Below are 25257 nucleotides of genomic sequence, written 5' to 3' on the forward strand. Positions count from 1 at the left end.
GTAAATGGTGCAACAGATCAACATTATCGATGCTAAGGACCATGTCGACGAAAAAGTAAAGATTGGGGCTTGGCTCACTAATAAACGTTCAAGTGGTAAGATTGCCTTCCTACAATTACGTGATGGCTCCGCCTTTTTCCAAGGTGTCGTTGTTAAGAGCCAAGTTAGCGAAGAAGTTTTTGAACTCGCTAAGGAAGTTAAGCAAGAAGCCAGCATGTGGATTACGGGTGTGATTCATGAAGACAGTCGTTCAAAGTTCGGTTATGAAATCGAAGTTGAAGACATTGTAGTCGTTGGTGAAAGTGAAGAATACCCAATTACGCCTAAGGAACATGGGGTGGACTTCTTACTAGATCACCGGCATCTATGGTTACGTTCTAAGCGGCCATGGGCAATCATGAACATTCGTAATGAAGTCATTCGCGGAACGTATGAATTTTTTAATCAAGAAGGTTTCATTAAGATGGACTCACCAATTTTGACTGGGAGTGCACCTGAAGGGACAACTGAATTGTTCCATACTGAATATTTTGATCGGGATGCCTACTTATCACAGAGTGGTCAGTTATACGCCGAAGCCGGAGCTTTGGCCTACGGAAAGGTCTTTACTTTTGGCCCAACATTCCGGGCTGAAAAGTCCAAGACTCGGCGGCATTTAATTGAGTTCTGGATGATTGAACCAGAAATGGCTTTCATGCATCAAGAACAAAGTTTGGAAGTTCAAGAACGTTATATTGCCTTTCTCGTTCAAGGTGTGATTGATCATTGTCAATACGCACTCGACATTTTAGGTCGTGATGTTGAAACGTTGAAGAAGTACACCAAGTTACCTTATCCACGAATCAGTTACGATGAAGCCATTGAATTGTTAAAAGAAAATGACTTTGACGTGGATTGGGGTGTTGATTTTGGTTCACCAGAAGAAACCTTCTTGGCTGATCACTTCGATCAACCCGTCTTCGTTTTGAATTACCCGAAAGCCATCAAGCCATTTTATATGAAGCCGCATCCAACCCGGGACGACGTGGTGATTTGTGCGGATTTATTAGCCCCAGAAGGCTATGGTGAGATTATTGGCGGGTCAGAACGAGCAACTGATTACAATTACTTACTTGACCAGATCAAACAAGCCGGCTTAAATCCAGACGACTATGCTTGGTACTTAGATTTACGTAAGTATGGTAGTGTTCCTCATGCTGGTTTTGGTTTGGGACTCGAGCGATTCTTGACTTGGATTACGGCCGAAGATCACGTGCGGGAGACAATTCCGTTCCCACGGTTGTTGAACCGGATTTACCCGTAAACTTTAATTGAAGGTTAGTTTTATTAAGAGCGTGGGACCTAGTCTCACGCTCTTAATAGTGAAAGGATGATAACGAGATGGAGTCCTTAGCTGCCGCGTTAGTGAATGATGGTCAAACGACCATTGCGAACGCATTATTGGCCCACTATCGTGAAATTGGGGTCACAAACGATGAATTATTGGTTTATTTGCAGTTCAAACGGTTAATTGATCAGGGTAATCAATTCCCAGATGCTGCGGTAATTGCCAAGAGTTTAGGTGAATCGACAAATGCCGTTTTTCAGCGGCTACATGAAATGTTAGCCAAGAAATTATTGACGATTGAATCGATCACGGCGGATGACCACAAGATTCATGACCGTTATAATTTTGACGGCCTGTATGACAAGCTGGCCGTCGCACTCAAGAAACAACCGGCTGGTGATCAAGTTTCCGGACAGGCCACAAATGAAAATCGGCGGGAAAAAGTTTTTCGGGCAATTCAAACGGAATTTGGCCGGGACTTGTCACCAATCGAAATGGAAAGTATTAGTAAGTGGTTCGACGAAGACCATTATGAACCGGAAGTTATCGAATTGGCACTGCGAGAAGCAGTTCTGCGTCAAGTCTATAACTTGACGTATATGGACCGAATTCTGTTGAACTGGCAGAAACGTAACTTGAAGACGGCTGCCCAGGTGGAAGCAGAGCGGCAACGCAGTATTGAGCAACGCTTGAATTCCGCTCCGCAACCACAACGCCAGACGGGTGAAAATGCCGGTCCGAAGATTCCGTTATTCAAATTAGGTGAAGACCAGTCTTAAGTATTGTGCTGAAAAGCATGTCGGGGGTTACAATAATCTTGATAAAGTGGTGACGATTGCCTGGGTGAGGTGTCGTTACCACTTTTTTTACGGGATGAATTGGGCGTTGCTTCACATCAATGGTAGCTGTTTACGTCGTTGGCGCAGCGCACTGGGGTCGAAACCAGACCACCGGAATCTGTCGGCCCAAATAAACTGGTGGGGCACATCAGCAGACCGGAATCTGTGAATATCGCTTAAATTAGAGAATGGTTATAATTAAATGTTGACTTCTCATTAAAATAGCGTAATACTGTAAACAACCAAGTAAATATATTAATAAATACGTCTAAGATGAGTAGCCGTTGTTGGAATGCCATAGAGAACTGCCGGTTGGTGCGAGGTAGCCATTTCACAACGGTGAAGATGGTCTTATAATGCAAGTTTCAACGCTGAGCTGATGGGGTTAAGCGTTGACGGTTACGCCCGTTATGCGGTTAGAGTCTCACCCAGAAATTGCAGTGGCGGTACTCGAAGTGCGGTGGCCTGTGAGGGTCATTTGAAGTAAGGTGGTAACGCGGAAAACGTCCATTCGTCCTTAATCTGATAATCAGATTAGAGACGATGGGCGTTTTTTAATGGGAGGAAGTCGACTATGACAGAGGCAATTATTGATTTAAAAGACATCGCGGTGACCTTTGACGACGGGCACCAAGTCGTTCACGCGGTTCAAGATGTCAATTTACAAATCCAGACGGGTGATATTTATGGCATTATCGGCTATTCCGGCGCCGGCAAAAGTACCCTGGTGCGGGTGATCAATCTCTTACAGCCACCGACAACGGGCCAGGTAGTCGTCAACGGCCAGGCCTTACAAACGCTATCGCCAGCTGCATTACGGCAAGCCCGGAAACACGTTGGGATGATCTTCCAACACTTCAACTTGATGCAATCACGGACAGTGCTGGGCAACGTTATTTACCCATTACTGGGTCAAAAAATTAGTAAACAGGACCGCCGCGCCAAAGCATTACGGCTACTGAAGCTCGTTGGATTAACAGACTATGCGCAGACCTACCCAGATAAATTATCCGGTGGGCAGAAGCAGCGGGTGGCAATCGCGCGGGCCCTGGTCACTGACCCGCAAATCTTGATTTCTGATGAAGCAACTAGTGCGCTGGACCCAAAGACCACGGCAGCGATTCTTGAGTTGTTGCAAAGGGTCAATCGCGAGTTAGGGATCACCATCGTCCTCATTACGCATGAAATGCAAGTCATCAAGAGTATTTGTCACCATGTTGCCGTTATGGCTGATGGGCGAATTGTCGAGCGAGGACCGGTTGCAGAAGTCTTCACAGCCCCTAAAGCACCCCTGACGGTTGATTTTGTGGAAACGTCTACCAATGTTCGGGCCGCCATTCAACGAATCACTAAAACGATTAAATTGAGTGAATTAGCAGCGGACCAGGAGCTGATTGCGTTTAAGTTCGTTGGTCAATCGACGAAGCAGGGGATCGTCTCGCAGTTATCGCAAACACTGGGAGTCGACGTTAACATTTTGTTTGCCAATATTGATCAGATCGATGGTCAAAACGTTGGTGACATGATTGCGATTATTACGGGTGATTTAACGGCCTTCAATACGGCGGTCACTAATATGGCCGCTCAAGGCGTACACACGCGCATTATTAATGAAGAAGTTGTGAAGGGAATGGTGGACTAATGACAACATTAATTCCGAATGTCTTGCAAATGAAAGCTGAGTTTATTCAAGCAACGTTGGAGACCCTCTATATGACCGCAGTTTCCGCGCTGGTCGCAGGAATATTAGGCTTGGGATTAGGCGTGCTATTAGTTGTGACACAACCCCAAGGCATTTTAGCTGATGGCCCTTCGTATCAAATATTAGACAAGTTAACGAACTTACTCCGTTCAGTGCCATTTATTATTCTACTGGCCGTAATTTCGCCGTTGACCAGCTATTTAGTTGGAACAACGGTGGGGACCACGGCATCGTTAGTCCCACTAGTTTTTGGTATTTTTCCTTTCTATGCCCGGCAAGTTCAAAATGCGTTACTCGATGTTGATCAGGGCATCGTCGAAGCTGCTCAGTCCATGGGATCTAGTCCCATGGCAATTATTTTTCGGGTTTATCTGAAAGAGGGACTACCTGATTTGATTCGCGTCTCCATCGTGACGGTGATTAGCCTGATTGGTCTGACGACGATGGCCGGTGCGATCGGTGCGGGCGGCTTAGGTGACATTGCAATCAGTATTGGGTACGCTCGGTTTGAAAACGACGTGACGTTTGTGGCGATGATCATCATTTTAATCTTAGTATTTGCTGTACAGCTATTTGGTGATTGGCTCGTCAAAAGCGTCTCACACCATTAAAAAAGGGGGAATAAGCCGATGAAACGATTAGCATGGTGGTTGATTGGTATTGCCGTAATTGTCGGTATTTGTGTGGGGTTACATGAAATAACGAGTTATTCGGCCCGCGCGCAACAGAGTGCCACGATTACGGTCGGATCAATGGGGTCGGACTATGAAGTCTGGCAGCACATTGCTCAAAGCCAGGATGCCAAGAAGATGGGCCTAACGATTAAGGTCAAACAGATTACGGATGGGGTTCAGCTGAACAAGGCCACGGCGGATGGTAACGTTGATGTAAACGCCTTTCAGTCCTGGTCATATTATGAAACGTATAATCAGCAGAATCCCAAGGCCAAGTTGGCGGCGTTAGGAACGACTTATTTGGAACCAATGGGAATCTACTCCAAAAAATATCAAAGCGTCGATGAAATTCCGGATGGCGCTACGATTGCAATTGCTGACAATCCCTCTCAAGCTTCGCGAGGCCTGTTGCTGCTTCAAAAAGCGGGCCTGATCAAACTGGCGGCAAATTTTGGTGTCTTAGGTTCAGTGAAGGATATTACAAGCAATCCCCGTCATCTGAAATTCAAACAGACCGATGATACGACCGGTCCCCGGATCATTAAAAGTGTCGATGCGGTTTTAATCTCGAATACGGTTGCTTTGGAAGGACACTTACACGTTTTACGGGATTCGATTTTCCACGAAAGTCTGAATAAGAGTACTAAGGATAACGTCAATATCTTAGCAACGGCCGCTAAGAACAAGCATCGTGCAAGTTACCTTAAACTAGTTAAATTATACCATCGAGCTGATATTCAAAAGTATATCAAGCAAAAATATTACGGTACTAAGATCAACGTCAATAAACCGCTATCTTATTTTGATAATTAATAAGCATATTGGGTGCTCGACAATCATGGATAAGTTATGATTATGATAATAAATGTTGTAACTCATTAAACTTATCAGGAGGTCTCAACCATGTATAAACGAATCCTGGTCCCATTAGATGGTTCCGATAATGCTTATTATGCACTTGAACACGCGATTGCGTTAGCGAAGGTTTTTGACTCCCAGTTATTTTTATTGCACGTCATCGATGTTAATCGATTTGGCGTCTACAGTCCGGATGTTTTTACGAGTGCGGCACCAGATATGATGAGTTTTGATCAAGCCCAGAGTAAGAAGTTATTAGAGCGGGCCCAGGATCAAGTTGCGGCCCACCAGTTGCACGCCGAAACGATTCAGCAAACCGGAGTGCCCAAGGTAACAATTGCGGTCGATGTTCCCAAGGCCCAAAATATTGATTTAATCGTAATTGGTCGTTCGGGAACCAATGCGATTTCCCGCCTGTTCTTAGGTTCAACGACAGCGTATGTTGTTCGTAATACGGAAGCTAACGTCACCGTCGTTAACATGCCGAATGATAAAGCTGAAACGGTTGAACAAACCGGTGATGTTTCGGCCGATGAGTCTAAATAATTCGTAAGTGATGATTAAAGCCGGTCACACGACGTCAATTTTGACGTTCGTGCGACCAGCTTTTTAGTTTCTGGTAGTGTTGAAGATTGCTTAAAGTTGTCCTTTGTTGTTCGCAACTGTCGGTTCAAGCGCCGATTGGTGTCGTTTGGACACTGGTTCGGACGCTACCACGCGCTTGTCTACTGAGTGCAGCCGATTAGCGCCAATCAGCCCGATGAATGTAAGGACGACTGTCACCACTGCTAGGGCCATACCGGCGGCTGCTTCGCCCTGTTCAAACGATTGATAGATAAAGGTTGAAACGGTCGTCATCCCCGAAGGCAGTAACAAGAGGGCAACGACTAATTCACGACTTGTGGCAATGAAAGCCATCACGAAACTGTTGAGTAGCGCTGGCCATAGAATCGGAAGTGCAATCTTTAGGATAATGCGACCGAAGCTTGGTTCGAAGATGCGCGCGCTGGCTAATAATTCCGAGTCAAACGCCTTGAGAGCAGTCGTTAAGTATTGCACCGTAGTGGGTAGAAATAAGGTGACATCCGCAATCAGGATGATGGTCAGGGTGCCGTATAATTTAGTGAACGCCAGCACCTGTGAAAAGAGCATCATTAAGCTCAATGCTAAGACGACGTTCGGAATTGCGAGTGGCAATGCGCCTAATGTATAACACAATCGTCGTAGCCATTTGGGAAAGTGTTTCGTTAAACTTCCGACACTTAAGAATAAACCAACGATCACATTGAGACTGCTGATCAATAAGGCCAATCCCACGGTCGTGATAATGGCTTGCCAGGCTGGACTGTCAAAGCGCAGCAGATCCAGATAGTGTGCAAGTGTCAGATTGGACAGACTCCAACCAAGACTGCGTTGTTTGAGCAGCGATTGGAGCACAATGGCACTGTATGGCAGGATAATCGCAATCCCGATGACCGTAGTGACGAAAGTGCTTGCCAAAGCCGTCACGCCAGGATGCTGATATTGTGGCGCTGACCGTTGCCCGGTGAACTTAACGGCCGGCCGTCGTAGCAGCCATTGTTGGGCACCCCAGGCAATCAGAGCAATTGTCAGTAGGAGGGTGCCAGTGAGCACCCCGTTTTGAAAATCTAAGGGCCACTGACTGAGGTCCTTTTGAATCGTAGTCGTCAGCACTTCGAAGTGAATGCTCCGGCCAAAAGTGGCTGGCGTACCAAACTCAGCCAAGGTTTTGGTAAAGACTAGAATCCACACAGCTAAGTATGGGACTAACATGATTGGCACCGTGATCCGCGCTAGTTGCCGCCAAATGCTGACCCCGTGAACTTCAGCTGCCTGAAGCCAGCGCTGGTTGAATTGCGTGAGGGCCGTGCGCAAGCCTAGGTAAGCCACGGGGTATAAGTGCAGACTCATGATAACAATCATCCCGAATGGCGAAAATAGCCACTGAAATTGGTGGTGCCAACTCGGATTGAGCTGGGCCAGAAGTCCGTGTGGTTGGAAGAAATATAACCAGCCCATCGCGTTAATATATGGTGGTGTCATGAACGGCACTAACAAAAGCCAATGCAACCAGGGAAGTTTTGTTAAGCGAGTACGCGTCATGATCCATGCCAAGGGGGTGGCCCAGTAGGGTCGTCCCAATCACCGTGCCTCCACCGAGGAACAGACTGTGTTGAATGCTTACGCGGTTGGTTGAATGCGTCAGCTGTGTCCATAGTTGGAGCGGTGATTGCCCAACTAGTGTTTGGCCAATCAGGGCGACGAGGGGGCCGATAATTAGAATCGCCAACACGCAACTGATGATGATTGATAAGGACAAGCGAACTTGGCGATTACTCATCGGCTAAAGACCTGATTAAATGCGACCACGTTTTTAGTCAGAGCAGCATTAGCACTGGTCCAATTGACCGTGTAAGCTTTGATGGTTTCACCATTGCGTGGATCGGTCAAATCGCTCGCGGTACCGGGAATTAAGTTGCTTTTTTGAATCTGTTTTTGAACTTTAGCTGACAAGAGGTAGTCAATAAATTGCTTGGCCGCGGCTTGGTGACGACTAGCTTTCAAGATCATCGCTGGTCGTGGATTAACTAAGGTCCCACTCTTAGGATAGACGAAACCAATCTTCTCGCCCTTTTTAATAGCCGTCAGACTCATGTAATCGACCCCACCGAAGACGGCCGCTTTTTGGCCGGTAATGACCGCATCGAGCACTTCCTTGTTGGCACCCCCGATATCGGCGCCATTTTCTTGAAGCGCTTTGAGCAGTTTGGTACCATGCTTCATTTGATAAGCATTGATAAAGTCCAGACTTGAACCAGAAGTTTGAGGGTCCGGGATGGTCACTTGATTGCGATACGGGGTTGTTGTTAAGTCAGACCAGTCTGTCGGTGCCGATTTGATGTGCTGCGTATTGTAGGTGATGCCAACTGCCGAAGCACTGTAATTGATCAGTTGGTGGCTAGCGTCCTTAAACTGCGCATTTAGATGTTTAGCTCGAGCGGGCTGATAGGTCAATAGCTGACCGTTCTTTTGGAGGTCAACGCCAGCGGCCATTGAAGCCAAAATCAGCACATCAGCTTGTGAATTACCTTGCTCGGCCTTGACCTTACTTAAAATCTTACCAGTCGTGCCGTCAAAACTTTTGACTTTAATGCCAGTTTTGGCTTCAAAGCCGTGGATGATTTGATCAGAAAGGGGTTTAGGTCCGGCGGCGTATACTGTTAAGACTTGTTGACTAGTTTGCGCGTTGGCGGTTAACGTTTTTTTCTGATGTTGATTAACATAAAGTGACGTGCCAATTGCGAGCACGCCGAGCGTGGATAATGTGATAATTGCCGTTTTAGACATGTGTGTCAACTCCTAAAAAGTTAGTATTTGATGTGGATCGATGCTTAATGTAATCGGTGCTGCGGTGTACGGCAACTTGGTCTGGACATGCCAATCGTAGGTGCCGACTTGGACACAAGTATCAAAATGGTCACCCATGAAGGTTGAACGTTGTACCAAGCCTTGGTAAGTGGGCTGCGGGGTATTCGTTTGGCTGACTGTGACATATTCTGGGCGAATGGCCTGATGCGCGTTGATCTGATTAAGTTGGCCCATGAAATTGGCTGCGAACTGAGATTTGGGCTGTTGGTACAGCTGCGCGGGTGTGCCCGCTTGGGCCACGTTGCCATCCTGAAGTAATACGAGATGGTCGGCGACTCGCAAGGACTCTGGACGATCATGGGTCACAAAGATTGCTGTCAGATGCTGGTCGTGAATTAGGGCACGAATCTCTAATTGGAGCCGTGTGCGTAGTTCAGGATCAAGCGCGCTTAATGCTTCATCGAATAAGATTAAATCTGGTTGCGTCGCTAGTGCGCGTGCAAGGGCGACACGTTGCTGCTGACCACCCGAAAGTTCACGCGGATAACGATGTCGGAAGTCGGTCAAGCTCACTTGTTCCAGCGCCCAATTGACTTGATTAGCCAATTCCGGCTTGGTCAGGTGCTTTTCTAATGCAAAGGCGACGTTTTCCTGGACCGTCATGTGCGGCCACAGGGCAAAGTCTTGAAAAACCATTGCCAAGTGACGCTGGGCGGGTGGCTGATTCAAATGGGTGGTGGCATCAAAAATAGGCTGATTATCAAATGAAATTTGACCACTATCAGGTGTCGTTAGACCTGCAATCATGTTTAACAGCGTTGATTTGCCGGAACCAGACGGACCAATTAATGCCGTGATTTGTTGATCAGGAATCGTCAGACTGAGTTGATTGATTACCGGACCTTGAAAACTTTTAGATAATTCGGTTAGCTTAATGGCAACCACGATATGTAACTCCTTTGTCTTGATAAGTTTGTTCAGTTTATTAAGTTACTTTGTATTGTAGTAGTAATTCGCCGGGTTAACGTTGATTTTGAGTTTAGTTTATGTAAATTTTGTGTGTTATTTCAGTAAAACAATGCAACTAAAAAGACCACTGAATCGAATTCAGTGGTCTTGGGTGATGCTTATTGTCCTTCAGTCGTGTTATTAGTATCAGCGGTCGGTGTTTCCGATGAAGTTGCTTCGGAACTTGCTTCCGAGCTTGAACTTGCTTCCGAACTGCTACTACTTTCCGAACTAGATTCAGACGACGAACTTTCGGCACTGCTTGAGGAAGAAGCGGCTTCGGAACTGCTACTGCTACTTTGCGAACGATCACTACTTGCTACCGTACTACTGCTAGAACTACTCGTTGTTGCTGAATTGGAACTAGCTGAACTAGCAGTTCCAGATGATGCTTCGCTGCTGGAGAAGAGGTGACCAACAACGTAAAGTTCTTCGATACCGTTCCGTTTAGTCGTGCCAACCGAGCTTGGTTTGGTCCAATCAGAGTTTGGTGAATACTGTTGAAGGTAATTCATCATGGCGCGATAAATTTGTTGTGAGATCTTTTCGTTGGAGGTATCTAGATAACCACCAGCTTCGGTGGACTTATCATAACCAGTCCAAACGGCGACCGAATAATTCTTCGTGTATCCGGCCATCCATGAATCAACGACGGCATCGGATGGCACTTTGTTTTTATACTGAGAAGCATAGTTGTCAGTACCAGTCTTACCAGCTTGGTAAACACCACTGATCTTAGCGGTTGTCGCCGTCCCAGTGGAACTATTGATGACCCCTTTAAGCATATCGGTAATCATGTAGGCTGTTGATTTCTTCATGGCGCGCTTACCAGTGCTAGTATATGATGTCGTAACGCCATCCGAAGTGGTTACTTTCCGGATGTAGTATGGCTTGTGATAAACACCACCGTTGGCGAACGCAGCGTAAGCCCCAGCAACTTGTAGGGTGGAAACACCAGCACCGATCCCGTTAGCATAGTTAACGGTCTTAAGGTTCATGCCGAGGCCGTTAGCGAAGGTTTTGGCACGACTCTTACCAACGGTCTGTAAGGCCCGAATTGCTGGAATGTTCCGCGATTGAACCAGTGCCTCACGCATCGTCATGTTGCCCAAGTAATTATTGTCAAAGTCATGCACGGAAATGTTAGTCCCGGGATACTTGTATTTCGTATCAGACAATGATTTATAAGTTGGCCAGTTCAAGTATTCAATGGCTGGTCCATAATCGAGAATCGGCTTCATCGTCGAAGCGTTTGAACGAGATGTCCAGACAGCTCGATTGGTCCCGTACGTGACATTACCGGTTTTACGACCACCAATCATAGCTGAAACCTTGCCAGTGTATGAGTCAACAACCGACACCCCTAATTGGAAAGTCTGTTTGCCATTATTAGGATAGTTGACGTATTGAGACGTGTTGGCAATGTCGTAAAGCCGCTTCTGGGCATCCATGTCAATGTTCGTATAAACTTTCTCGCCATCGGTTAATTGATAACCTTTTTTGAGGAGGTCTTGACGGACTTCGTTCAGGTAAGCATCCAAGATCTTATTCGTCTTTTCATGCTTTGCCAGGCTTGACCGTCCCGAACTAGTTAAGCCCGTTTTGACACTGACTTTTTCAGCAGCGGTTTCCTGACTCTTGGAGATGACCTTGTTATCGTACATCGCTTGCAGCACCAGATTACGGCGGCTAGTTGCGTATGATGGATAAGTCGTCGGGTCGTAGTAGGTCGGTGATTGCGGCATACCTGCGAGCAGTGCGAGTTGACTAAGACTCAGATCTTTTAATGACTTGCCGTAGTAATACTTAGCGGCCGTTCCCATACCATAAATCCCGTTACCCATATAGACTTTATTGATGTAAAATTCCAGAATTTGGGATTTGCTGTAATGTTTTTCAAGATTAAGTGCAATCCAAGCTTCCTGGGCTTTGACTTTCAAATTTCGATCCGAAGTACTGGTTGAAAAGACCGCAAGTTTAACGAGTTGCATGGTCAAGGTGCTCCCGCCTTGCATCCCGAGCGAGCTACCTTTTAAGTTGCCAACTGCGGCGCCAAGAATCCGGTAATAATCGACCCCTTTGTGCTTATAAAAACGACGGTCTTCGATCGATACGACGGCATTCTTAAGCGTGGATGGAATATTGCTAGACTTAACGTATTCGTGGTCGTTGGTTCCCAAAGAGGTCAAGTAGTTGTCATCCTTGCCGTAAATCTTAACGGCCCCCGTATCAACAAGGTCACCCTGCGTGACAGTTGGTGCCGTCTGCGCATAGTAGAAGAAAAGTGCTAAACCAGCGAGTACCCCGATAACAAACAGTGCAGCTAAGGATAAAATAATCCGCCGAAACCAGTGTTTCTTAGGTGGTTTAGGTTGGCTTTTTCTGCGAGCAACCCGTGAGTTCTGTTCATTGTTACCTGCCATGATGTTCTCCTTTAATGAATTGATGAGGTCTCATCAATAATATGATCAAGCGCATCCAAATAGGGAATGCGTGGATTGATTTGATAATGTAGCTCTGCGGCTAAATGTTCAATATCCGTCAGTGGAATTGACTTGCGACCACCATCTCCTTGATGATCCCAATAAGTAAATAAGTCGCTGGCTGTTAACAAAAATAGGCGCCCCAAACTCGCAAACCGAATAATAACAAAACAGATGCCACTTTGAGCTAAGCACTGGCGCATGTGCTTAATTTGATGCTCATGAAAGTTTTTTAGTGGAAAGGCTGTTTTGTTCTTGGTTTCCTTGGCCTCAAAATCTAAATACTTCCCCCGATAGACACCGTTATAGTCAGTAGTAGAAGCTTGTTTAAAATAAGCCTCACGAATGACAGCAGCGCTTCGTTTGGGATAATCGACTTTAACGATTTGAATGGGCGTTGGCTTTTTATGAATAACTGCGATATTATTTTCAAGATAATAGGCGTTACTATCATTGATTTCTTGTTCCAAGCTCATTCCGCGATCGCCAAAATTGACGTTAGCAAATTTGGAAGATTTCGATTTAGTTGGGTCGGGTTGGCGATAAACTTGACCGTTTGGATAGCGAATCGTCACATTAATCAACCTCCTAATAATGTTACATTTTACCATTAACTAGCAGGGAATGTGAAATATCTGTGAGTTTTTAACTGATTTGGACCGATTTAGTGACAGAAAGGAGACTCTTTTATGAGCCGGTTGTGGCTTAGTGGTTACCGGAGTTACGAGTTGAATGTCTTTGGTGATCAGGATGATAAACTAAAAGTTATTAAGTTTGCGTTAACTAATTACTTAACGACGCAGATCGAGGATGGTATGGATTGGCTGATAACGGGTGGTCAGCTCGGTATTGAACAGTGGACAGCGGAAGTAGGGTTAACGCTCAAAAAGACATATCCAGAATTGAAAGTGGCAATGATGTTACCATATGGTGAATTTGGTGGGCGCTGGAATGAAAATAACCAAGCTAAATTACAGACTTTGCTGGCCCAAGTCGATTTTCATGCACCAGTCAGTAAACAACCGTATGAAAATCCGCAACAATTAAAAAATTACCAAGAATTTATGGTTACCCATACGGATGCGGCGACGTTGGTGTATGATCCAGATAACCCGGGAAAACCCACGTATGACTATGATTTGATTCGGAATTTTAGTGACACCCATCCATACCCGCTGACCTTGATCGACTTCGACTGGTTACAGGAAAGTGCCAACGAATATGCAGAAAAACAGAATAATGGTTTTAATTTTGAATAAAGTCTGCTACAATGTTTTAAGTAATGCGGATGCCTAATGGGTGTCGCGCGAATAACAATGAGGTGTTTTTAAATATGGCTAAACGTAATTTTACTCCCAAAGACATCCTTCAAAAAGAGTTTAAGCCAAAGATGCGGGGTTATGATCCCGCCGACGTGGACGGCTTCTTAGATAATGTCATTAAGGACTATGAGTCATTTACTAAAGATAACCAACAACTTTCAGATGAAAATGAACGGTTACGGGCCAAGGTTGACGAGCTTACCAAGCAAGTCGCTGTCGGTGCAACCAGTCCATCTTCACAACCGACTAGTACGGTGACGAATATGGATATTCTGAAACGTTTGTCTAACTTGGAACGTCATGTCTTTGGCGCCCAATTAGATAATAATCAAAATGAATCACACCGTCTATAATTGTGATTCGATGTAAATTCTGGGTAATCGCGGTCGGCTTATGTCGGCTGAGGAAGGTCCATGCTCGCACAAGCTGCGATGCTTGTAGTGTTCGTGCTCGGTGAAAAAATAAGCCGGGGTACCGATTTATCGGTAACGGCGGGAAAAACGGCTAAGGCTTCGGCTATGCCCGAGTATTCCTGAAAAGTGCCACAGTGACGATACTCAATTGGAAACGGTTGAGTTGGAACGCGGTAAACCCCACGAGCGGGCAACCCAAACTACGGTAGGGGCGCTTCACATAAGGAACTGAACTAAATGTGGGGGGAGATTAGTAATCTCGAGATAGATGATTACCGCCTAGTTAACAGACCCTGTACTTTAACTAGGTACAAAACATGGCCTACAGGAATTTACATTTAGACAGGAGACTGGGACAAAAGTTCGCTTTTGTCCCAGTTTTTTTATTCGATCAGTTAGCAAACTAGCAACTTATGCTAAACTAGGTGAGGAAACCAATTTAGTGGAAATATTTACTCAACAAGATGCGCCTGCAGAACAGGCGTCGCAGGAGGAAACTATGCAAGAATTTAGATTAATTGCCACCGCCGCTAGCGGAATTGAAGCATTAGTGGGGCGTGAATTGCGAGATTTAGGGTATCAAGTTCAAACTGAAAATGGCCGGGTTCGCTTTAACGGAACGATCAAAGATATTTTGCGGACCAACTTGTGGTTACGAACGGCTGATCGAATCAAGATCATCGTTGGTGAATTTGATGCTTATACGTTTGATGAGTTGTTTGAAAAGACCCTCGCATTGCCATGGGACCAGTTATTGCCGATGGACGCTGAATTTCCAGTTGAAGGTAAATCGCGCAATTCTAAGCTCCACAGTGTTCCCGACGTGCAATCTATCGTCAAAAAGGCAATCGTTAATCAATTAGCCGATACTTATCATCGGAGTGGGCACCTTCCGGAGACGGGCGCTTTGTTCCCATTAGAAGTGGCGATCAATAAGGATCACGTGTTGTTAACGCTGGATACAACTGGCTCTAGTTTATTCAAACGGGGTTACCGAGTCGAAAAGGGGGGCGCACCCTTAAAAGAAAACATGGCCGCTGCCTTAGTGATGCTAGCTAAGTGGTATCCGGATAATCCATTTGTTGATCCAGTTTGTGGTTCGGGGACGATTCCAATCGAAGCCGCTTTGCTGGCGCGCAACATTGCCCCGGGGTTCAACCGCGCATTTGCGTGTGAAAAATGGGACTGGGTTCCCGCTGGCCTGAGTCAACAATTGAGAGACGAAGCTGATAGTTTAGCCGATTACGACACTGAGCTAGATATTAGTGGGTACGATATTGACGGTAAAATGATTGACATTGCCAAGCTGAATGCGCGGGAAGCCGGGTTGTTGCATGACATTCATTTCAAACAACTGGCTGTCAAAGACTTTACGACTGACAAGATCAACGGGGTCCTAATTGCCAACCCACCATATGGGGAGCGGCTAAGCGATCGGGATACCGTCCGGATTCTCTATCGGCAAATGGGCCAAGTTTACAGTAAATTACCAAGTTGGAGCAAGTATATCCTGACCAGTGACTTAGAATTTGAAGACTTCTATGGACAAAAAGCCACGAAACGCCGGAAACTCTATAACGGTGCGTTACGGACAGATTATTTCCAATATTGGGGCAAACGAATTCGGCCAGCACGGACGGAATAAGCAGGCGACCTTTGTTGGTAAAGAAAAACAATTTGTAGCTAACAATAACGATCATTACAATGTGTGACAGATAGTTTGAGTAGCCTTAAAAGAGCGTGTTTAATCGGGTGACCGACTAAGCACGCTCTTTTAAGGCTAACGTTAACCATGGTTGAGCCTTTGATAATTAATTTAAATAATAATCGAAGAAATTAGCAACTTTGTTCATCAGGGGCACTTTGACCAGATGTTTGGCTTGATAACCCGTGATAAATGCCACTTGTTCAGCATACGGGGCGGTATGCACGCGGTCAAAGAAATTACGAGACTGTGAATAAGGAATCCGTTCATCCTCAGTACCATGCCAAAATAAAAGTGGCCGATGATTGATGGTTTCCGGTTGCAGGTTAAGATCATAGTGATCTAGCCAACTGGTCAATAGGGCTAAATCACTGGGAATGTAATAAGCATGGGCCTGCGCATGTTTGCGGACTAATTGGGCGTACGCGTTCAGGTTAGGGGTCCCCATAATGATTGTGGCTGCTTTAATTTCAGGATGATGGGTCAATAAAGCCCCGGTCGTCATGCCACCCATTGAATAACCGCTGACACCAATCTGCTCATTCAAAATGAGTTTACGCTCCCGGTAGTAATTCACAATTAGCTCGAATTCGCCAAGATTACCTTGGATACTGTTCCAAAAAGTAAATGAAGGAATCTGGCTAACGATTTGGTGTCGTTCACCGTGATTCATGGCATCGGGCAAGACGACTCGTAAATTCTTGCGCGCCAGTTTACGTGCTTGGGTCAACACGAGTTCTTTATTGGACTGCCAACCGTGGTAAAAAATCACTAGTGGCAGCGGTTGGTCTAAATGGGTTGTAGTAACAACTTCCAGCGCAGGCACATCTTGAAAGTGTCGGTTAGTAACTTTGATCATATTTATCGGCTCACTTTATTAATATTATGATTAAGTTAACTGTGCCAGAAATGACTGCTGAATACAACTGATAGACTTGTTTAGTCAATATTTGGTCTTGTTAATTGTTAGTGATGTTAAAATAATGGTAATCGCCTGTTTATTAACTAGAATTACGGCCTCTAAAAAGTAATCTTAAAACGGAAGGTGTTTTAAATGACTGCAATCGAAACGGCACTACTTCGGGACCGAAAAGCAAAAGTCCAGCAATATTTTGCGATGTGGGTCACTCGTGATTTTGAAGCGTTACCAAAATATTTGCGGTCGATTGTTATTATCAAGAATGCTATGGACCAGCATATCTATCATTAGCGGATGGTCTACGAGGATTTAGATATTTTGCTGGACATGTTGAGCTGCTGTGAGCGAGTCGCTTATGTGCAACAACCATTTTATAATTATTATAAACACGCTGGTTCGACAACTTTAGATTATACCAACCCACGACTGTTTGATATTATGACCGCCTATCAAGATGCCATTGAGCACGCCAAGGGGACGTATCAGGATGCGGTGACTTATTGCGTCGCTAAGCGAATTTTGATTAATTTAGCAACACCAGGCTTTGCCGATTATCGAGCAGAGTTTATTGAACTGATACGACAATTGCGTCCTACTTTTGAAGCCAGTCCGTCAATAATGAGTGATCCGGCGATTAAAAAAATTTGTGATTATGCAGGTCAATTGACATTACCCCGGCGATTTATCTGTGAGCATGAGGACTGGGTTCAATCGTGGCATCAGTATAGTCGGAATTTCAAAACGACTATACCAGTAGCTAAAGCATTGCCGGCCGATTTACGACAACGGTCTAACCACTTTAAACTCGATTATTGGTTGTTGCAAACGTTATTTGAACAAGGCGGCTTGCTGATTTTGGGTACCGTCAAGTTGCGCCGCCCGTTTGGCCGTTTACGGGCGGGAGGTGACGTGTTATCCTTTGAAGGTGAACATTGTTTATTAGTTGGTGCGCAACCACGTTCCCCACTGGTCTCAGCATTACTGCAAAAGTTAAATGGTGGTTCCGAGTCACTGACAGAGTTGTTGGCAATGGTTAAGGCACAGCCAGAACGATGGTCAGCGGGTACGCATAAGTTTCGCTTGGTTGACATAAAAGATTGGTTACAATAGGGTGACGGGTCACTGAGTCATGCAGAGTTGCGGACTCAGTGACCTATTTAGTCGGTGGTTACATTGAAAATGAATAAAAACTAAATAACAATTTAAAATATTATATAATGATGATAAAATTAATTTTAAATTAAATTAAGAAAGGGTGAGCATATGTTAAAACCAGCACCATTGCACGTTGGTGATCACGTGGCCGTCGTCAGTCTTTCGAGCGGGACGCTCGGAGAACTCACGCAGCAGCATCAATTGAATCGGGGGCTAAAACGGATGCGACAACTAGGGCTCGTCCCAGTCATGATGCCGAATGCCTTGAAAGGGCGACTGGTTTTACAGCAACGCCCTGATTTAAGAGCCGCCGATTTGAAGACGGCCTTTCTGGATCCAAGTATCCGGGGGATTGTAGCGGCAATTGGCGGTGATGATACGTATCGAACCGTGCCATATTTGATGGCTGATGAGCAGTTTAAGACGGCGGTTCGGCGGTCGCCTAAACTGTTCACAGGCTTTTCAGATACGACGATCAATCATTTGATGTTTTATCAGCTGGGACTGCAAACTTTTTATGGCCCCAATTTTTTAAGCGATTTGGCCGAATTAGGGCCGCAGATGTTGCCGTATACTGCGAATACTTGGAAGCGATACTTTGAAAGTCCGCCGCAGACAAGCATTATTAGCAGTCCCGTGTGGTATGACGAACGAACAGATTTCAGTGAATCGGCGCAGGGAACGCGGCGCATGACCCACACCGAAATGCACCATTACGAAGTGTTACGTGGTCACGGGACAATCAGTGGAACGCTACTTGGTGGTTGCCTGGACAGCTTTTATGATTTATTGACCACGACCCGCTATCCGGACGAACGGCAAGTTGCGGAACAGTTCAGACTGATTCCATCTGCAGCCGAATGGCGCGGAAAAATTCTGTTTATCGAAACGAGTGACGAACAGCCGCAGCCCGATTTGTTCAAGCGGATGCTGCAACGAATGCGACAAGCTGAGATTTTGACAAACGTCTCCGCCGTGATTGTAGGTAAGCCGCAGAATGAGCATTATTATCAGGAATACCGCCAAATTTTGATCGATGAGACAGCCGATTTGAAATTGCCAATTCTGTATAATATTAATTTTGGTCACGCTTTTCCGCGAACGGCACTTCCATATGGGGCGCAAGTGTGTATCGATTTTGATCAAGCCACGTTAAAAATTTTAGAACCTTGGTTTGCGGAAGTTTAAGTGGTCATTGTCAAATTGGTATCGGCAGACGATCAAAAAGACATTCTTTGTTCATTGCAACGATCAAAGAATAGTGCAATACGAGAGGAGTTGTCATATGCAATTACAAGTTCGACGTTTTAAAACTACGGATGGGCCAGCCGCAGCGGCACTGATTGCGCGCACATTACTGACGAGTAATCAGGGTGACTATCCTAAAGCATACTTGGATCGGCTTATTGCCCAGATGACACCGGCTTGGCTATGCCAAAAAGCTGCTGCGACGCACTTTTATGTCGGCTATTTTCAGCAGCAACTCGTCGCGACCGGGGCGATTGGGTCGTACTGGGGGCGTCCGGGTGAGTACAGTCTGTTCACGATTTTTGTTGATCCTGCGATTCAGGGCATGGGCGGCGGTCGTCAAATTCTGCATACCCTTGAACAGGATATCTATTTCAGTCACGCCCACCGTGTAGAAGTTCCAGCGTCCGTGACTGCGCACTTATTTTACCAACACTTCGGGTATTGCCCTAAGCCTGGGGAAAGCTACCCGGATGATGAAGGTCTGTATCGGTTAGAAAAGTTTCCACATGAATCATTCCACTAGTAAATCACACTTTCCTGCATTAGTTTATAATGTAAACAAATTGTAAAACGACTGCAATCAGTTTGAGAACCTTTCTGCACATTTTATCGGTAGGATAAGGTGTGCAGTAAACGTACATATCAAACTAATGATGGGAAGGCGAGTAATTTGGTCATGCAGAAAAAGTGGCGGTTGATGCTGCTACTCTTGGGTTGTTTTTTAGGTGGTATTGGGGTCGTTCAGGCACACGCGGCGGTGCCGGATATCTCAGAGTGGCAAGGTCAGTTAACGAGTACTGAGGTTCAAAGTTTGAAGAGTCAGGCTGACTTTGTCATTAACCGGGTGCAATATGGGAGTAGTTATGAGGATCTCTACCACACCTCTAATGAGAGTCTCTATGTGAAATATGGTGTTCCGTTCGGGTCCTATGACTATGCGACCTTTACGAGTACCGCGACTGCTAAAGCCGAGGCAGATAAGTTCTATCAACGCGCAAATAAGAACACGAAGTTCTACGTCTTGGATTTTGAAACGACTTCCATGAGTAGCGCGGCGGCCAACGCGGCTGTCAAGGCTTGGTATACTGAGATGCGGTCGTTAACGAGCAAGAAGTTGATTTTTTATTCGTACCAGTCATTTGCAACCACATACGCCAACACGGCACGGCAAAGTTTTGACGCCCAGTGGATTGCAAATTACTCCTCGAAGCCGACGATTTCGTTCTCATTGTGGCAATATTCCAGTAGCTATTATTTATCTTCGCTAGGACAATATGTCGATAACAGTTTGTATGATAGTGCCTCCGTGACGACCTACCACCCGTTAAGCTGGTGGACTTCTGGGACTTCGGCATCATCGTCGACCAGTTCAACTAGCACGACGTATGCCTACAGTAGCTATACGAAAGGGCAGCATGTGTACCTCAATAATGGGGCGTCGAGCTATTATGACGGCACGAAAGTTCCTACTAGCGCTAAGAAAAAATACTACAAGGTCACAGCGACTAAGTCAGTCACCAAGAGTCGCTCCAAACAGTTAGTTTACTTAAGCGGTTTGAATAAATGGGTCTTATCCCAGGACGTCACCGGCTATTGGGTCGGCCAACATCGGTTGTATAAGCTTCGTGAAAAGAGCACCTTGTTCAAAGATGTCAATTTGACAACTTCAACGGGTAAAACCTTGAAAAAGGGTGGCATCTACAGTGGTAATTTGGTTAAAAGTGGGAATTTCTATCGGATTAAGGTGAGTGGTGGTTATATCACGGCGAAGGTCTCTAAATCTGATCATTGGTACTATGAATCAGTACCTTCCAGTGGCTGGATCAAGGCTAAAGTGGGGCTCTACACCTATAAATCTTCAAACTTTGTCAAGTCTAATCGACACGCCTACCACGCCGCGGGTGATCGAATTAAAGTAACCAAGGTTTATTCACGCTCGGGTGGCTCACGCTATTATTTAACGAATAAAGGGAATTACGTTTCAGCCAACCGCTCAAACGTGGTCACGCAATAAGTCGACTAGGTCGTTCAATACGAGCATTGCCAGTTGATTACTAAACGACTTTCAGCAAGTTATTAGCTGAAAGTCGTTTTTTTGACGAAATCCGTCGATTGGGAATTTAGAAAGATTAAAAAGTGCTACACTTATTTTAATTACATTTTAATCTTACGGGGTGGGAATACAATGAAAATTGGGACATTTTCTGCATCAACGCCGATTACGGCATTATCGCCAAACCGTTATGCTCGCGCACGACGGTTCTTGGCAACCCAAGGAGTGACCTTAGTTGCCGGTAATTTGACGGGACGACGGGATAGTTACCGTGCTGGTTCCATCAAAGAACGGGCGGCCGAAATCAACGCGTTAATTCATGATGATTCGCTGGACATTTTGATGGCAACGATTGGTGGGACAAACGCAAATTCGGTTCTAGCAATGCTCGATTACGAGTATCTCAATCAGTATCCCAAAACAATTGTTGGTTACTCCGATGCGACGGCCGTGTTATTGGCGGTGCAAACGCACGCGCCTAACTGTCGTGTGATTTACGGACCGGCCTTAGTAGCCTCACTTGGCGCCTTAGAGTCAGAGATCGTGACAACCACTTGGCAAAATTTTCTGACAGTCTACCGCGCAGCACCGGGGCAGGCCGTAACCGAACAGGCACCGGCACAGTGGACGGATGAAGCGGTCAATTGGGAGACCTTTGAACATCCGAAACACATGCACGCAAATACTTGGCATTATACGGCGACCCCCGTTTTGGCTGGCCGTTTGATCGGTGGGAACTTGAACACCATGTACGGCTTCTTTAACTCACCTTATTTTCCAAAATTAACTGGTAACGAGCTTTTATTTATTGAAGATGCCGAGAAAACTGCAGCGACGCTGGAAAAAAATTTCGTAATGTTAGCGTTGGCTGGTGTTTTTGATCAAATCTCTGGCATTATTTTGGGAAAACACGCGTTGTACGATGATCAAGGCAGCGGGCGGTTGCCAATCGATATCTTACAGGAGGTGCTGGGGGCTCACCAATTACCAATTATTTACGACTACGATAGCTGCCATACAGTCCCCATGCTCAGTACGCCATTGGGGGCGGATGTCCGGATTGATGCGCAGGCTCGAACGGTGACGTTTAGTCATTTTTAGACTACCTTTTGCAATTAAAGACGTTTAGCAAGCTCAAAAACTTTGTAAATTGGCCATACTTACATGCCTGGTATAAGAATACTTGCTTTTTGATAAATGATAAACATATAATAAAACAATTAGATTAACAAAAGGAGTGTGATGGTGATGAATAAATATAGCGTTCAGGTGGGGGTCTACACGCAGTATTTTTTTAAGGTCATTCGGGATACTCCCGGGGTGTTAATTTACACGATCTGTTTACCACTTGTCTTTTTAATCATGAATGTCAGTAGCGCTTTCTTTAAACCTTTATCGCTGACAACTTATACGGCTCAAGTCGTGCCCTACATTGGTTGGATGATTTTTTCCAATTGTCTAACGACTGCCAGCAGTGTAGCCATTCTTCGCGAGCAGGGTTATCTCAAACAATATCGAACCTTGGTGGTTAGCCCCGCAGTTTTTCTTGTCAGTCAAGCGCTGGTCAGCTTGGGCATAATTTTGATGACTTTATTGTTGGTGGCCCTGTTGAGCGCGATCACTTTCAAGTTGGCCTTTTTACCGTTGCTAGGCCGCTTATGGTTGACCGTGTTGCTTGTGTATCTACCAGTCACTTGTTTTGGCTTACCCTTGATTGCCTTGGCGCTCCGCCGTAAAACTGTCGATACGATTGTAAATGCACTGGCGCTGATCGTCGTCGTGGGGACCTTTATGTTGAGTAACATGCTGGCGGTGTCTGCCAGTAACCCGTTGCTCAACCTGGTTAGTCCCATTTACTTAGTTACTAATGTCTTTGCGATGATCAGCATGGGCCCCGTCAGCCACTTTATGACGACTTATCTTCTGAGTCTGATCGTATTATTGGTTATTGGCGGACTTAGCTATCGGCACATTAAGATTCTGCCAACGGAGGGCTTATAATGATGCGTGTTGAGCATTTAGCATATCAATTTTCAAGAAATGGGCAACCGTTCTTCAAGGACGTGAGTTTTCAATTAAAAAGTCCCGGTGTCAATTTTTTGATTGGTCAAAATGGCGCTGGAAAAACGACGCTGGCTGATATTATCACTGGTTTGCGGCCGGCACAAGGTGAATTAGACCTACCTAAAGCAGCCATTTATTTGAACCAACAACTCCCGTTACTGTCTTCAATTCGTGTGCGGGACGTTGCCCAGCTGGTTTTGGGTATCGAGCACGGACGACTACGATTGACAACTGAACAGCTCCAACAACTTATTGATCCCCAAGCTTATCAATTCTTGGCCCCGTTATGGGATCAGCATTATGGTCAGCTTTCTGGGGGCCAACGCAAATTAGTTCAGTTATTGCTGTTCTTACAAGTTGATCGCGAATTGATTGTTTTGGATGAACCAACAGCGGCGGTGGATCGGGAAAACGTGCAGTTGTTATTTCAGGTCATGCAAGCCCATCCTGAGCGAACCTACTTGATGATTACACATGACGTTCGCGACCTCCATGCTTTTACAGATTACCAAGTGCTGTGGCTCAATGATCGGCAGGTGACGACACTGTCCAAGCGAACGTTTGAAGCTGCGAGCGCGCAAGCTGACTTTGTTGCGCTCTTCAAAACGCAGTAATATAACAGTAATGGCTCTTGCGCCGCAATGGCGACACTTATTTTGAGTCCTTTGGCGCTCAAGTTGGCCTCGCTGGCAAGTCTCATAAAATGACACTAAAAAACGGTACTCAGATTAGTCTGAGTACCGTTTTGCGTCTTATTGGTGAGCGTACCTAGCCAAAGTAATAAATATAACCGATGATCAATGCCCAGATAACGATCCATAAAATACTGAATGCCAACTTGAAGTAATACAAATGAAAACGAAAACGACGGAAGCGGTCGCTACCGGCCAATTTGAACGTCAAGGTCTTGTTATCTAATAATTGCAAGTAATCATAGAAACGGGGAAGCCACACACCGCCCGCTGTTAACACGATTAACAATCCGATGATGGCAAACGCCGCTGCGGGGTAAACGATACTGGTATCGACCGTAAAGGCCGGTGCAAGAATGTTGGCATATAACAACCATAAAGCATACAACCCCAACGCGTAACCAATAATCCGAACAACATTAACGATAATTAGCCGTGACTTTAAGTCCGGTTGTTGTTGCATGAGTGCCTGATTCGCATGATAATGCTGGGTGCCAAAGCGCCCGCTGACCGGAATCAAGTATCGGTTTTGATGTAAGTATGGCAGTTGTGCTAACAGCGTGATCAATGCCACAACTGGTACGGCGATTGCCACCACCATTAGTAGGTACTCAATAGTGACCATGGGAACGGTGCTGACCCGGTAGGCCCAACTAATCCAACCAATCAGGATGAAGATGTCTAATGCCAAAACCAACCAAATCTGAAAGCGACGATAGTGTTCAAACGTGGCGGTATCGGCTAGCTGCCAATGATGGTTTTGAGTCGGGTGACCAATCAAGTAATCATAACTTTGCGTCGGCCACACTAAGGCAGGAATCATTAGCAAGATGATGCCAACGATCATTAAGGCGATGCTTGTGACAACACTCCGAATCGGAAAAATCAACAAGGTTAATTTTGCGCTGACCAAGTAGCAACTGACTAGTAAACTGATAACTCCGAGCCACCAGCAAGCTGCCATTCCATAATATAACCATTTCAATCGTGGTGCTTGATCAGTCACGTGTTGCCGCACTTGATGTTGCAATTGGAGCTGTGCGCGCGGCGCCAGGGTTTTAGCTGGCTGGATGACCGGATGCTGAAGATTGTGGTATTCCAACCAACCCATGAGTCCTAACAATAAAACTAAAAGAATCCAAACAATAACTAACATGGCAAAAGTCCTTTAAAACAATATAGTCGTGCGTATTAATAAGTGTAAAACGAAAATATGGTCAAAATGTGACGATTATTTAAATCTTGTCACTTTTTTAATGGTCAGTTGATTTAACAAAGCGGTTAAAAACCATTTTCTACTGATCAGTTGTGGACTAGACTATGCATGACTGATTGTAAAGCTGTGTTTTATCTGTAATAAAGAAGCATTTGGGACTACTTACGATGTCTGTCATTGTGGGAG

Annotated in this window: 24 protein-coding genes, 1 other RNA gene and 1 pseudogene; 18 read left to right on the forward strand and 8 right to left on the reverse strand. The window is 45.5% G+C overall.

Annotated features, from left to right (window positions below):
• Positions 1-7: 7 nt before the first annotated feature.
• From asnS to V7R88_RS06710, 6 genes are all read left to right on the forward strand, one after another.
• On the forward strand, positions 8-1303 hold the full coding sequence (gene asnS / locus V7R88_RS06685; protein WP_015640374.1) for an asparagine--tRNA ligase: 1296 nt from the start codon (positions 8-10) through the stop codon (positions 1301-1303).
• Between the two features lie 77 nt (positions 1304-1380).
• Positions 1381-2106: a DnaD domain-containing protein gene (locus tag V7R88_RS06690; protein ID WP_057717295.1), complete on the forward strand. Its 726-nt coding sequence runs from the start codon at positions 1381-1383 to the stop codon at positions 2104-2106.
• A 634-nt stretch (positions 2107-2740) separates the two neighbouring features.
• Positions 2741-3808, forward strand: coding sequence for a methionine ABC transporter ATP-binding protein (locus V7R88_RS06695; RefSeq protein WP_057717294.1), 1068 nt, complete (start codon positions 2741-2743; stop codon positions 3806-3808).
• Positions 3808-4479: a methionine ABC transporter permease gene (locus tag V7R88_RS06700; protein WP_054399152.1), complete on the forward strand. Its 672-nt coding sequence runs from the start codon at positions 3808-3810 to the stop codon at positions 4477-4479. Before V7R88_RS06695 ends, V7R88_RS06700 begins: the two co-directional genes overlap by 1 nt.
• Before the next feature lie 18 nt (positions 4480-4497).
• Entirely contained in the window at positions 4498-5355 is an 858-nt protein-coding gene (locus V7R88_RS06705) for a MetQ/NlpA family ABC transporter substrate-binding protein (protein WP_057717292.1), read from the forward strand.
• 90 nt (positions 5356-5445) lie between these two features.
• Positions 5446-5946 (forward strand): universal stress protein, encoded by a 501-nt coding sequence (locus tag V7R88_RS06710; RefSeq protein ID WP_054399148.1) that lies wholly within the window; start codon positions 5446-5448, stop codon positions 5944-5946.
• A 90-nt stretch (positions 5947-6036) separates the two neighbouring features.
• Here the strand turns inward: V7R88_RS06710 and V7R88_RS06715 are convergent, their stop codons facing one another.
• The 6 genes from V7R88_RS06715 to recU form a co-directional block, all read right to left on the reverse strand.
• Positions 6037-7464, reverse strand: coding sequence for an ABC transporter permease (locus tag V7R88_RS06715; RefSeq protein WP_250546435.1), 1428 nt, complete (start codon positions 7462-7464; stop codon positions 6037-6039).
• Positions 7445-7762 (reverse strand): hypothetical protein, encoded by a 318-nt coding sequence (locus V7R88_RS06720; protein ID WP_226319632.1) that lies wholly within the window; start codon positions 7760-7762, stop codon positions 7445-7447. The genes V7R88_RS06715 and V7R88_RS06720 overlap by 20 nt, the downstream gene beginning before the upstream one ends.
• Positions 7759-8769: an extracellular solute-binding protein gene (locus tag V7R88_RS06725; protein ID WP_054399146.1), complete on the reverse strand. Its 1011-nt coding sequence runs from the start codon at positions 8767-8769 to the stop codon at positions 7759-7761. Before V7R88_RS06725 ends, V7R88_RS06720 begins: the two co-directional genes overlap by 4 nt.
• A gap of 12 nt (positions 8770-8781) precedes the next feature.
• Positions 8782-9735, reverse strand: coding sequence for an ABC transporter ATP-binding protein (locus V7R88_RS06730; RefSeq protein ID WP_057717212.1), 954 nt, complete (start codon positions 9733-9735; stop codon positions 8782-8784).
• Positions 9736-9917: 182 nt separating this feature from the next.
• Positions 9918-12221: a transglycosylase domain-containing protein gene (locus V7R88_RS06735; protein WP_057717211.1), complete on the reverse strand. Its 2304-nt coding sequence runs from the start codon at positions 12219-12221 to the stop codon at positions 9918-9920.
• 11 nt (positions 12222-12232) lie between these two features.
• Positions 12233-12856, reverse strand: coding sequence for a Holliday junction resolvase RecU (gene recU / locus V7R88_RS06740; protein ID WP_057717210.1), 624 nt, complete (start codon positions 12854-12856; stop codon positions 12233-12235).
• Positions 12857-12970: 114 nt separating this feature from the next.
• Here recU and V7R88_RS06745 point away from each other — a divergent pair, with 114 nt between their 5' ends.
• The 4 genes from V7R88_RS06745 to V7R88_RS06760 all read left to right on the forward strand — a co-directional run bounded on the left by V7R88_RS06745 (position 12971) and on the right by V7R88_RS06760 (position 15661).
• Positions 12971-13540 carry a DUF1273 domain-containing protein gene (locus tag V7R88_RS06745; protein WP_003640485.1) on the forward strand — a complete coding sequence of 190 codons (570 nt, stop codon included), beginning with the start codon at positions 12971-12973 and terminating at the stop codon, positions 13538-13540.
• Positions 13541-13614: 74 nt separating this feature from the next.
• Positions 13615-13956 carry a cell division regulator GpsB gene (gene gpsB, locus V7R88_RS06750; protein WP_003638751.1) on the forward strand — a complete coding sequence of 114 codons (342 nt, stop codon included), beginning with the start codon at positions 13615-13617 and terminating at the stop codon, positions 13954-13956.
• Between the two features lie 15 nt (positions 13957-13971).
• Positions 13972-14346, forward strand: an RNA gene (gene rnpB, locus V7R88_RS06755) — RNase P RNA component class B.
• A 169-nt stretch (positions 14347-14515) separates the two neighbouring features.
• Complete coding sequence (locus V7R88_RS06760; RefSeq protein WP_054399138.1) at positions 14516-15661, forward strand: THUMP domain-containing class I SAM-dependent RNA methyltransferase; 1146 nt, start codon at positions 14516-14518, stop codon at positions 15659-15661.
• Between the two features lie 166 nt (positions 15662-15827).
• Here V7R88_RS06760 and V7R88_RS06765 read toward each other — a convergent pair whose 3' ends face one another.
• A complete protein-coding gene (locus tag V7R88_RS06765) occupies positions 15828-16580 on the reverse strand; it encodes an alpha/beta fold hydrolase (RefSeq protein ID WP_338816582.1) in 753 nt (250 codons plus the stop codon).
• Between the two features lie 195 nt (positions 16581-16775).
• On the opposite strand from V7R88_RS06765, the gene V7R88_RS06770 reads away from it, so the two are divergent.
• The 8 genes and pseudogenes from V7R88_RS06770 to V7R88_RS06805 all read left to right on the forward strand — a co-directional run bounded on the left by V7R88_RS06770 (position 16776) and on the right by V7R88_RS06805 (position 23777).
• Complete coding sequence (locus V7R88_RS06770) at positions 16776-16931, forward strand: hypothetical protein (RefSeq protein ID WP_225588461.1); 156 nt, start codon at positions 16776-16778, stop codon at positions 16929-16931.
• Positions 16932-17750 (forward strand): annotated as a pseudogene (locus V7R88_RS06775) (glycosyl transferase); the annotation flags it as partial.
• Positions 17751-17903: 153 nt separating this feature from the next.
• A complete protein-coding gene (locus V7R88_RS06780) occupies positions 17904-18983 on the forward strand; it encodes a S66 family peptidase (RefSeq protein ID WP_057717208.1) in 1080 nt (359 codons plus the stop codon).
• Positions 18984-19080: 97 nt separating this feature from the next.
• Positions 19081-19569: a GNAT family N-acetyltransferase gene (locus V7R88_RS06785; protein ID WP_057717207.1), complete on the forward strand. Its 489-nt coding sequence runs from the start codon at positions 19081-19083 to the stop codon at positions 19567-19569.
• Between the two features lie 147 nt (positions 19570-19716).
• Positions 19717-21060: a GH25 family lysozyme gene (locus V7R88_RS06790; protein ID WP_080373143.1), complete on the forward strand. Its 1344-nt coding sequence runs from the start codon at positions 19717-19719 to the stop codon at positions 21058-21060.
• Positions 21061-21141: 81 nt separating this feature from the next.
• Positions 21142-22200: a S66 family peptidase gene (locus tag V7R88_RS06795; RefSeq protein ID WP_154904634.1), complete on the forward strand. Its 1059-nt coding sequence runs from the start codon at positions 21142-21144 to the stop codon at positions 22198-22200.
• 141 nt (positions 22201-22341) lie between these two features.
• Complete coding sequence (locus tag V7R88_RS06800) at positions 22342-23100, forward strand: hypothetical protein (RefSeq protein WP_057717205.1); 759 nt, start codon at positions 22342-22344, stop codon at positions 23098-23100.
• A complete protein-coding gene (locus V7R88_RS06805; RefSeq protein WP_057717204.1) occupies positions 23100-23777 on the forward strand; it encodes an ATP-binding cassette domain-containing protein in 678 nt (225 codons plus the stop codon). Before V7R88_RS06800 ends, V7R88_RS06805 begins: the two co-directional genes overlap by 1 nt.
• Before the next feature lie 154 nt (positions 23778-23931).
• Here V7R88_RS06805 and V7R88_RS06810 read toward each other — a convergent pair whose 3' ends face one another.
• Positions 23932-25011: a hypothetical protein gene (locus tag V7R88_RS06810; RefSeq protein ID WP_338816587.1), complete on the reverse strand. Its 1080-nt coding sequence runs from the start codon at positions 25009-25011 to the stop codon at positions 23932-23934.
• Between the last annotated feature and the right edge of the window lie 246 nt (positions 25012-25257).

This window comes from Lactiplantibacillus argentoratensis (genome assembly GCF_037290055.1).
Taxonomy (GTDB): Bacteria; Bacillota; Bacilli; order Lactobacillales; family Lactobacillaceae; genus Lactiplantibacillus; species Lactiplantibacillus plantarum.

What these genes read in the sequence shown, in the direction of transcription:
- V7R88_RS06690 (WP_057717295.1), top strand. Translation starts at nt 1,381, where the DNA reads ATGGAGTCCTTAGCTGCCGCGTTAGTGAATGATGGTCAAACGACCATT.
- V7R88_RS06695 (WP_057717294.1), top strand. Translation starts at nt 2,741, where the DNA reads ATGACAGAGGCAATTATTGATTTAAAAGACATCGCGGTGACCTTTGAC.
- V7R88_RS06700 (WP_054399152.1), top strand. Translation starts at nt 3,808, where the DNA reads ATGACAACATTAATTCCGAATGTCTTGCAAATGAAAGCTGAGTTTATT.
- V7R88_RS06705 (WP_057717292.1), top strand. Translation starts at nt 4,498, where the DNA reads ATGAAACGATTAGCATGGTGGTTGATTGGTATTGCCGTAATTGTCGGT.
- V7R88_RS06710 (WP_054399148.1), top strand. Translation starts at nt 5,446, where the DNA reads ATGTATAAACGAATCCTGGTCCCATTAGATGGTTCCGATAATGCTTAT.
- V7R88_RS06715 (WP_250546435.1), bottom strand. Translation starts at nt 7,464, where the DNA reads ATGACACCACCATATATTAACGCGATGGGCTGGTTATATTTCTTCCAA.
- V7R88_RS06720 (WP_226319632.1), bottom strand. Translation starts at nt 7,762, where the DNA reads ATGAGTAATCGCCAAGTTCGCTTGTCCTTATCAATCATCATCAGTTGC.
- V7R88_RS06725 (WP_054399146.1), bottom strand. Translation starts at nt 8,769, where the DNA reads ATGTCTAAAACGGCAATTATCACATTATCCACGCTCGGCGTGCTCGCA.
- V7R88_RS06735 (WP_057717211.1), bottom strand. Translation starts at nt 12,221, where the DNA reads ATGGCAGGTAACAATGAACAGAACTCACGGGTTGCTCGCAGAAAAAGC.
- V7R88_RS06745 (WP_003640485.1), top strand. Translation starts at nt 12,971, where the DNA reads ATGAGCCGGTTGTGGCTTAGTGGTTACCGGAGTTACGAGTTGAATGTC.
- gpsB (WP_003638751.1), top strand. Translation starts at nt 13,615, where the DNA reads ATGGCTAAACGTAATTTTACTCCCAAAGACATCCTTCAAAAAGAGTTT.
- V7R88_RS06760 (WP_054399138.1), top strand. Translation starts at nt 14,516, where the DNA reads ATGCAAGAATTTAGATTAATTGCCACCGCCGCTAGCGGAATTGAAGCA.
- V7R88_RS06765 (WP_338816582.1), bottom strand. Translation starts at nt 16,580, where the DNA reads ATGATCAAAGTTACTAACCGACACTTTCAAGATGTGCCTGCGCTGGAA.
- V7R88_RS06770 (WP_225588461.1), top strand. Translation starts at nt 16,776, where the DNA reads ATGACTGCAATCGAAACGGCACTACTTCGGGACCGAAAAGCAAAAGTC.
- V7R88_RS06780 (WP_057717208.1), top strand. Translation starts at nt 17,904, where the DNA reads ATGTTAAAACCAGCACCATTGCACGTTGGTGATCACGTGGCCGTCGTC.
- V7R88_RS06785 (WP_057717207.1), top strand. Translation starts at nt 19,081, where the DNA reads ATGCAATTACAAGTTCGACGTTTTAAAACTACGGATGGGCCAGCCGCA.
- V7R88_RS06800 (WP_057717205.1), top strand. Translation starts at nt 22,342, where the DNA reads ATGGTGATGAATAAATATAGCGTTCAGGTGGGGGTCTACACGCAGTAT.
- V7R88_RS06805 (WP_057717204.1), top strand. Translation starts at nt 23,100, where the DNA reads ATGATGCGTGTTGAGCATTTAGCATATCAATTTTCAAGAAATGGGCAA.
- V7R88_RS06810 (WP_338816587.1), bottom strand. Translation starts at nt 25,011, where the DNA reads ATGTTAGTTATTGTTTGGATTCTTTTAGTTTTATTGTTAGGACTCATG.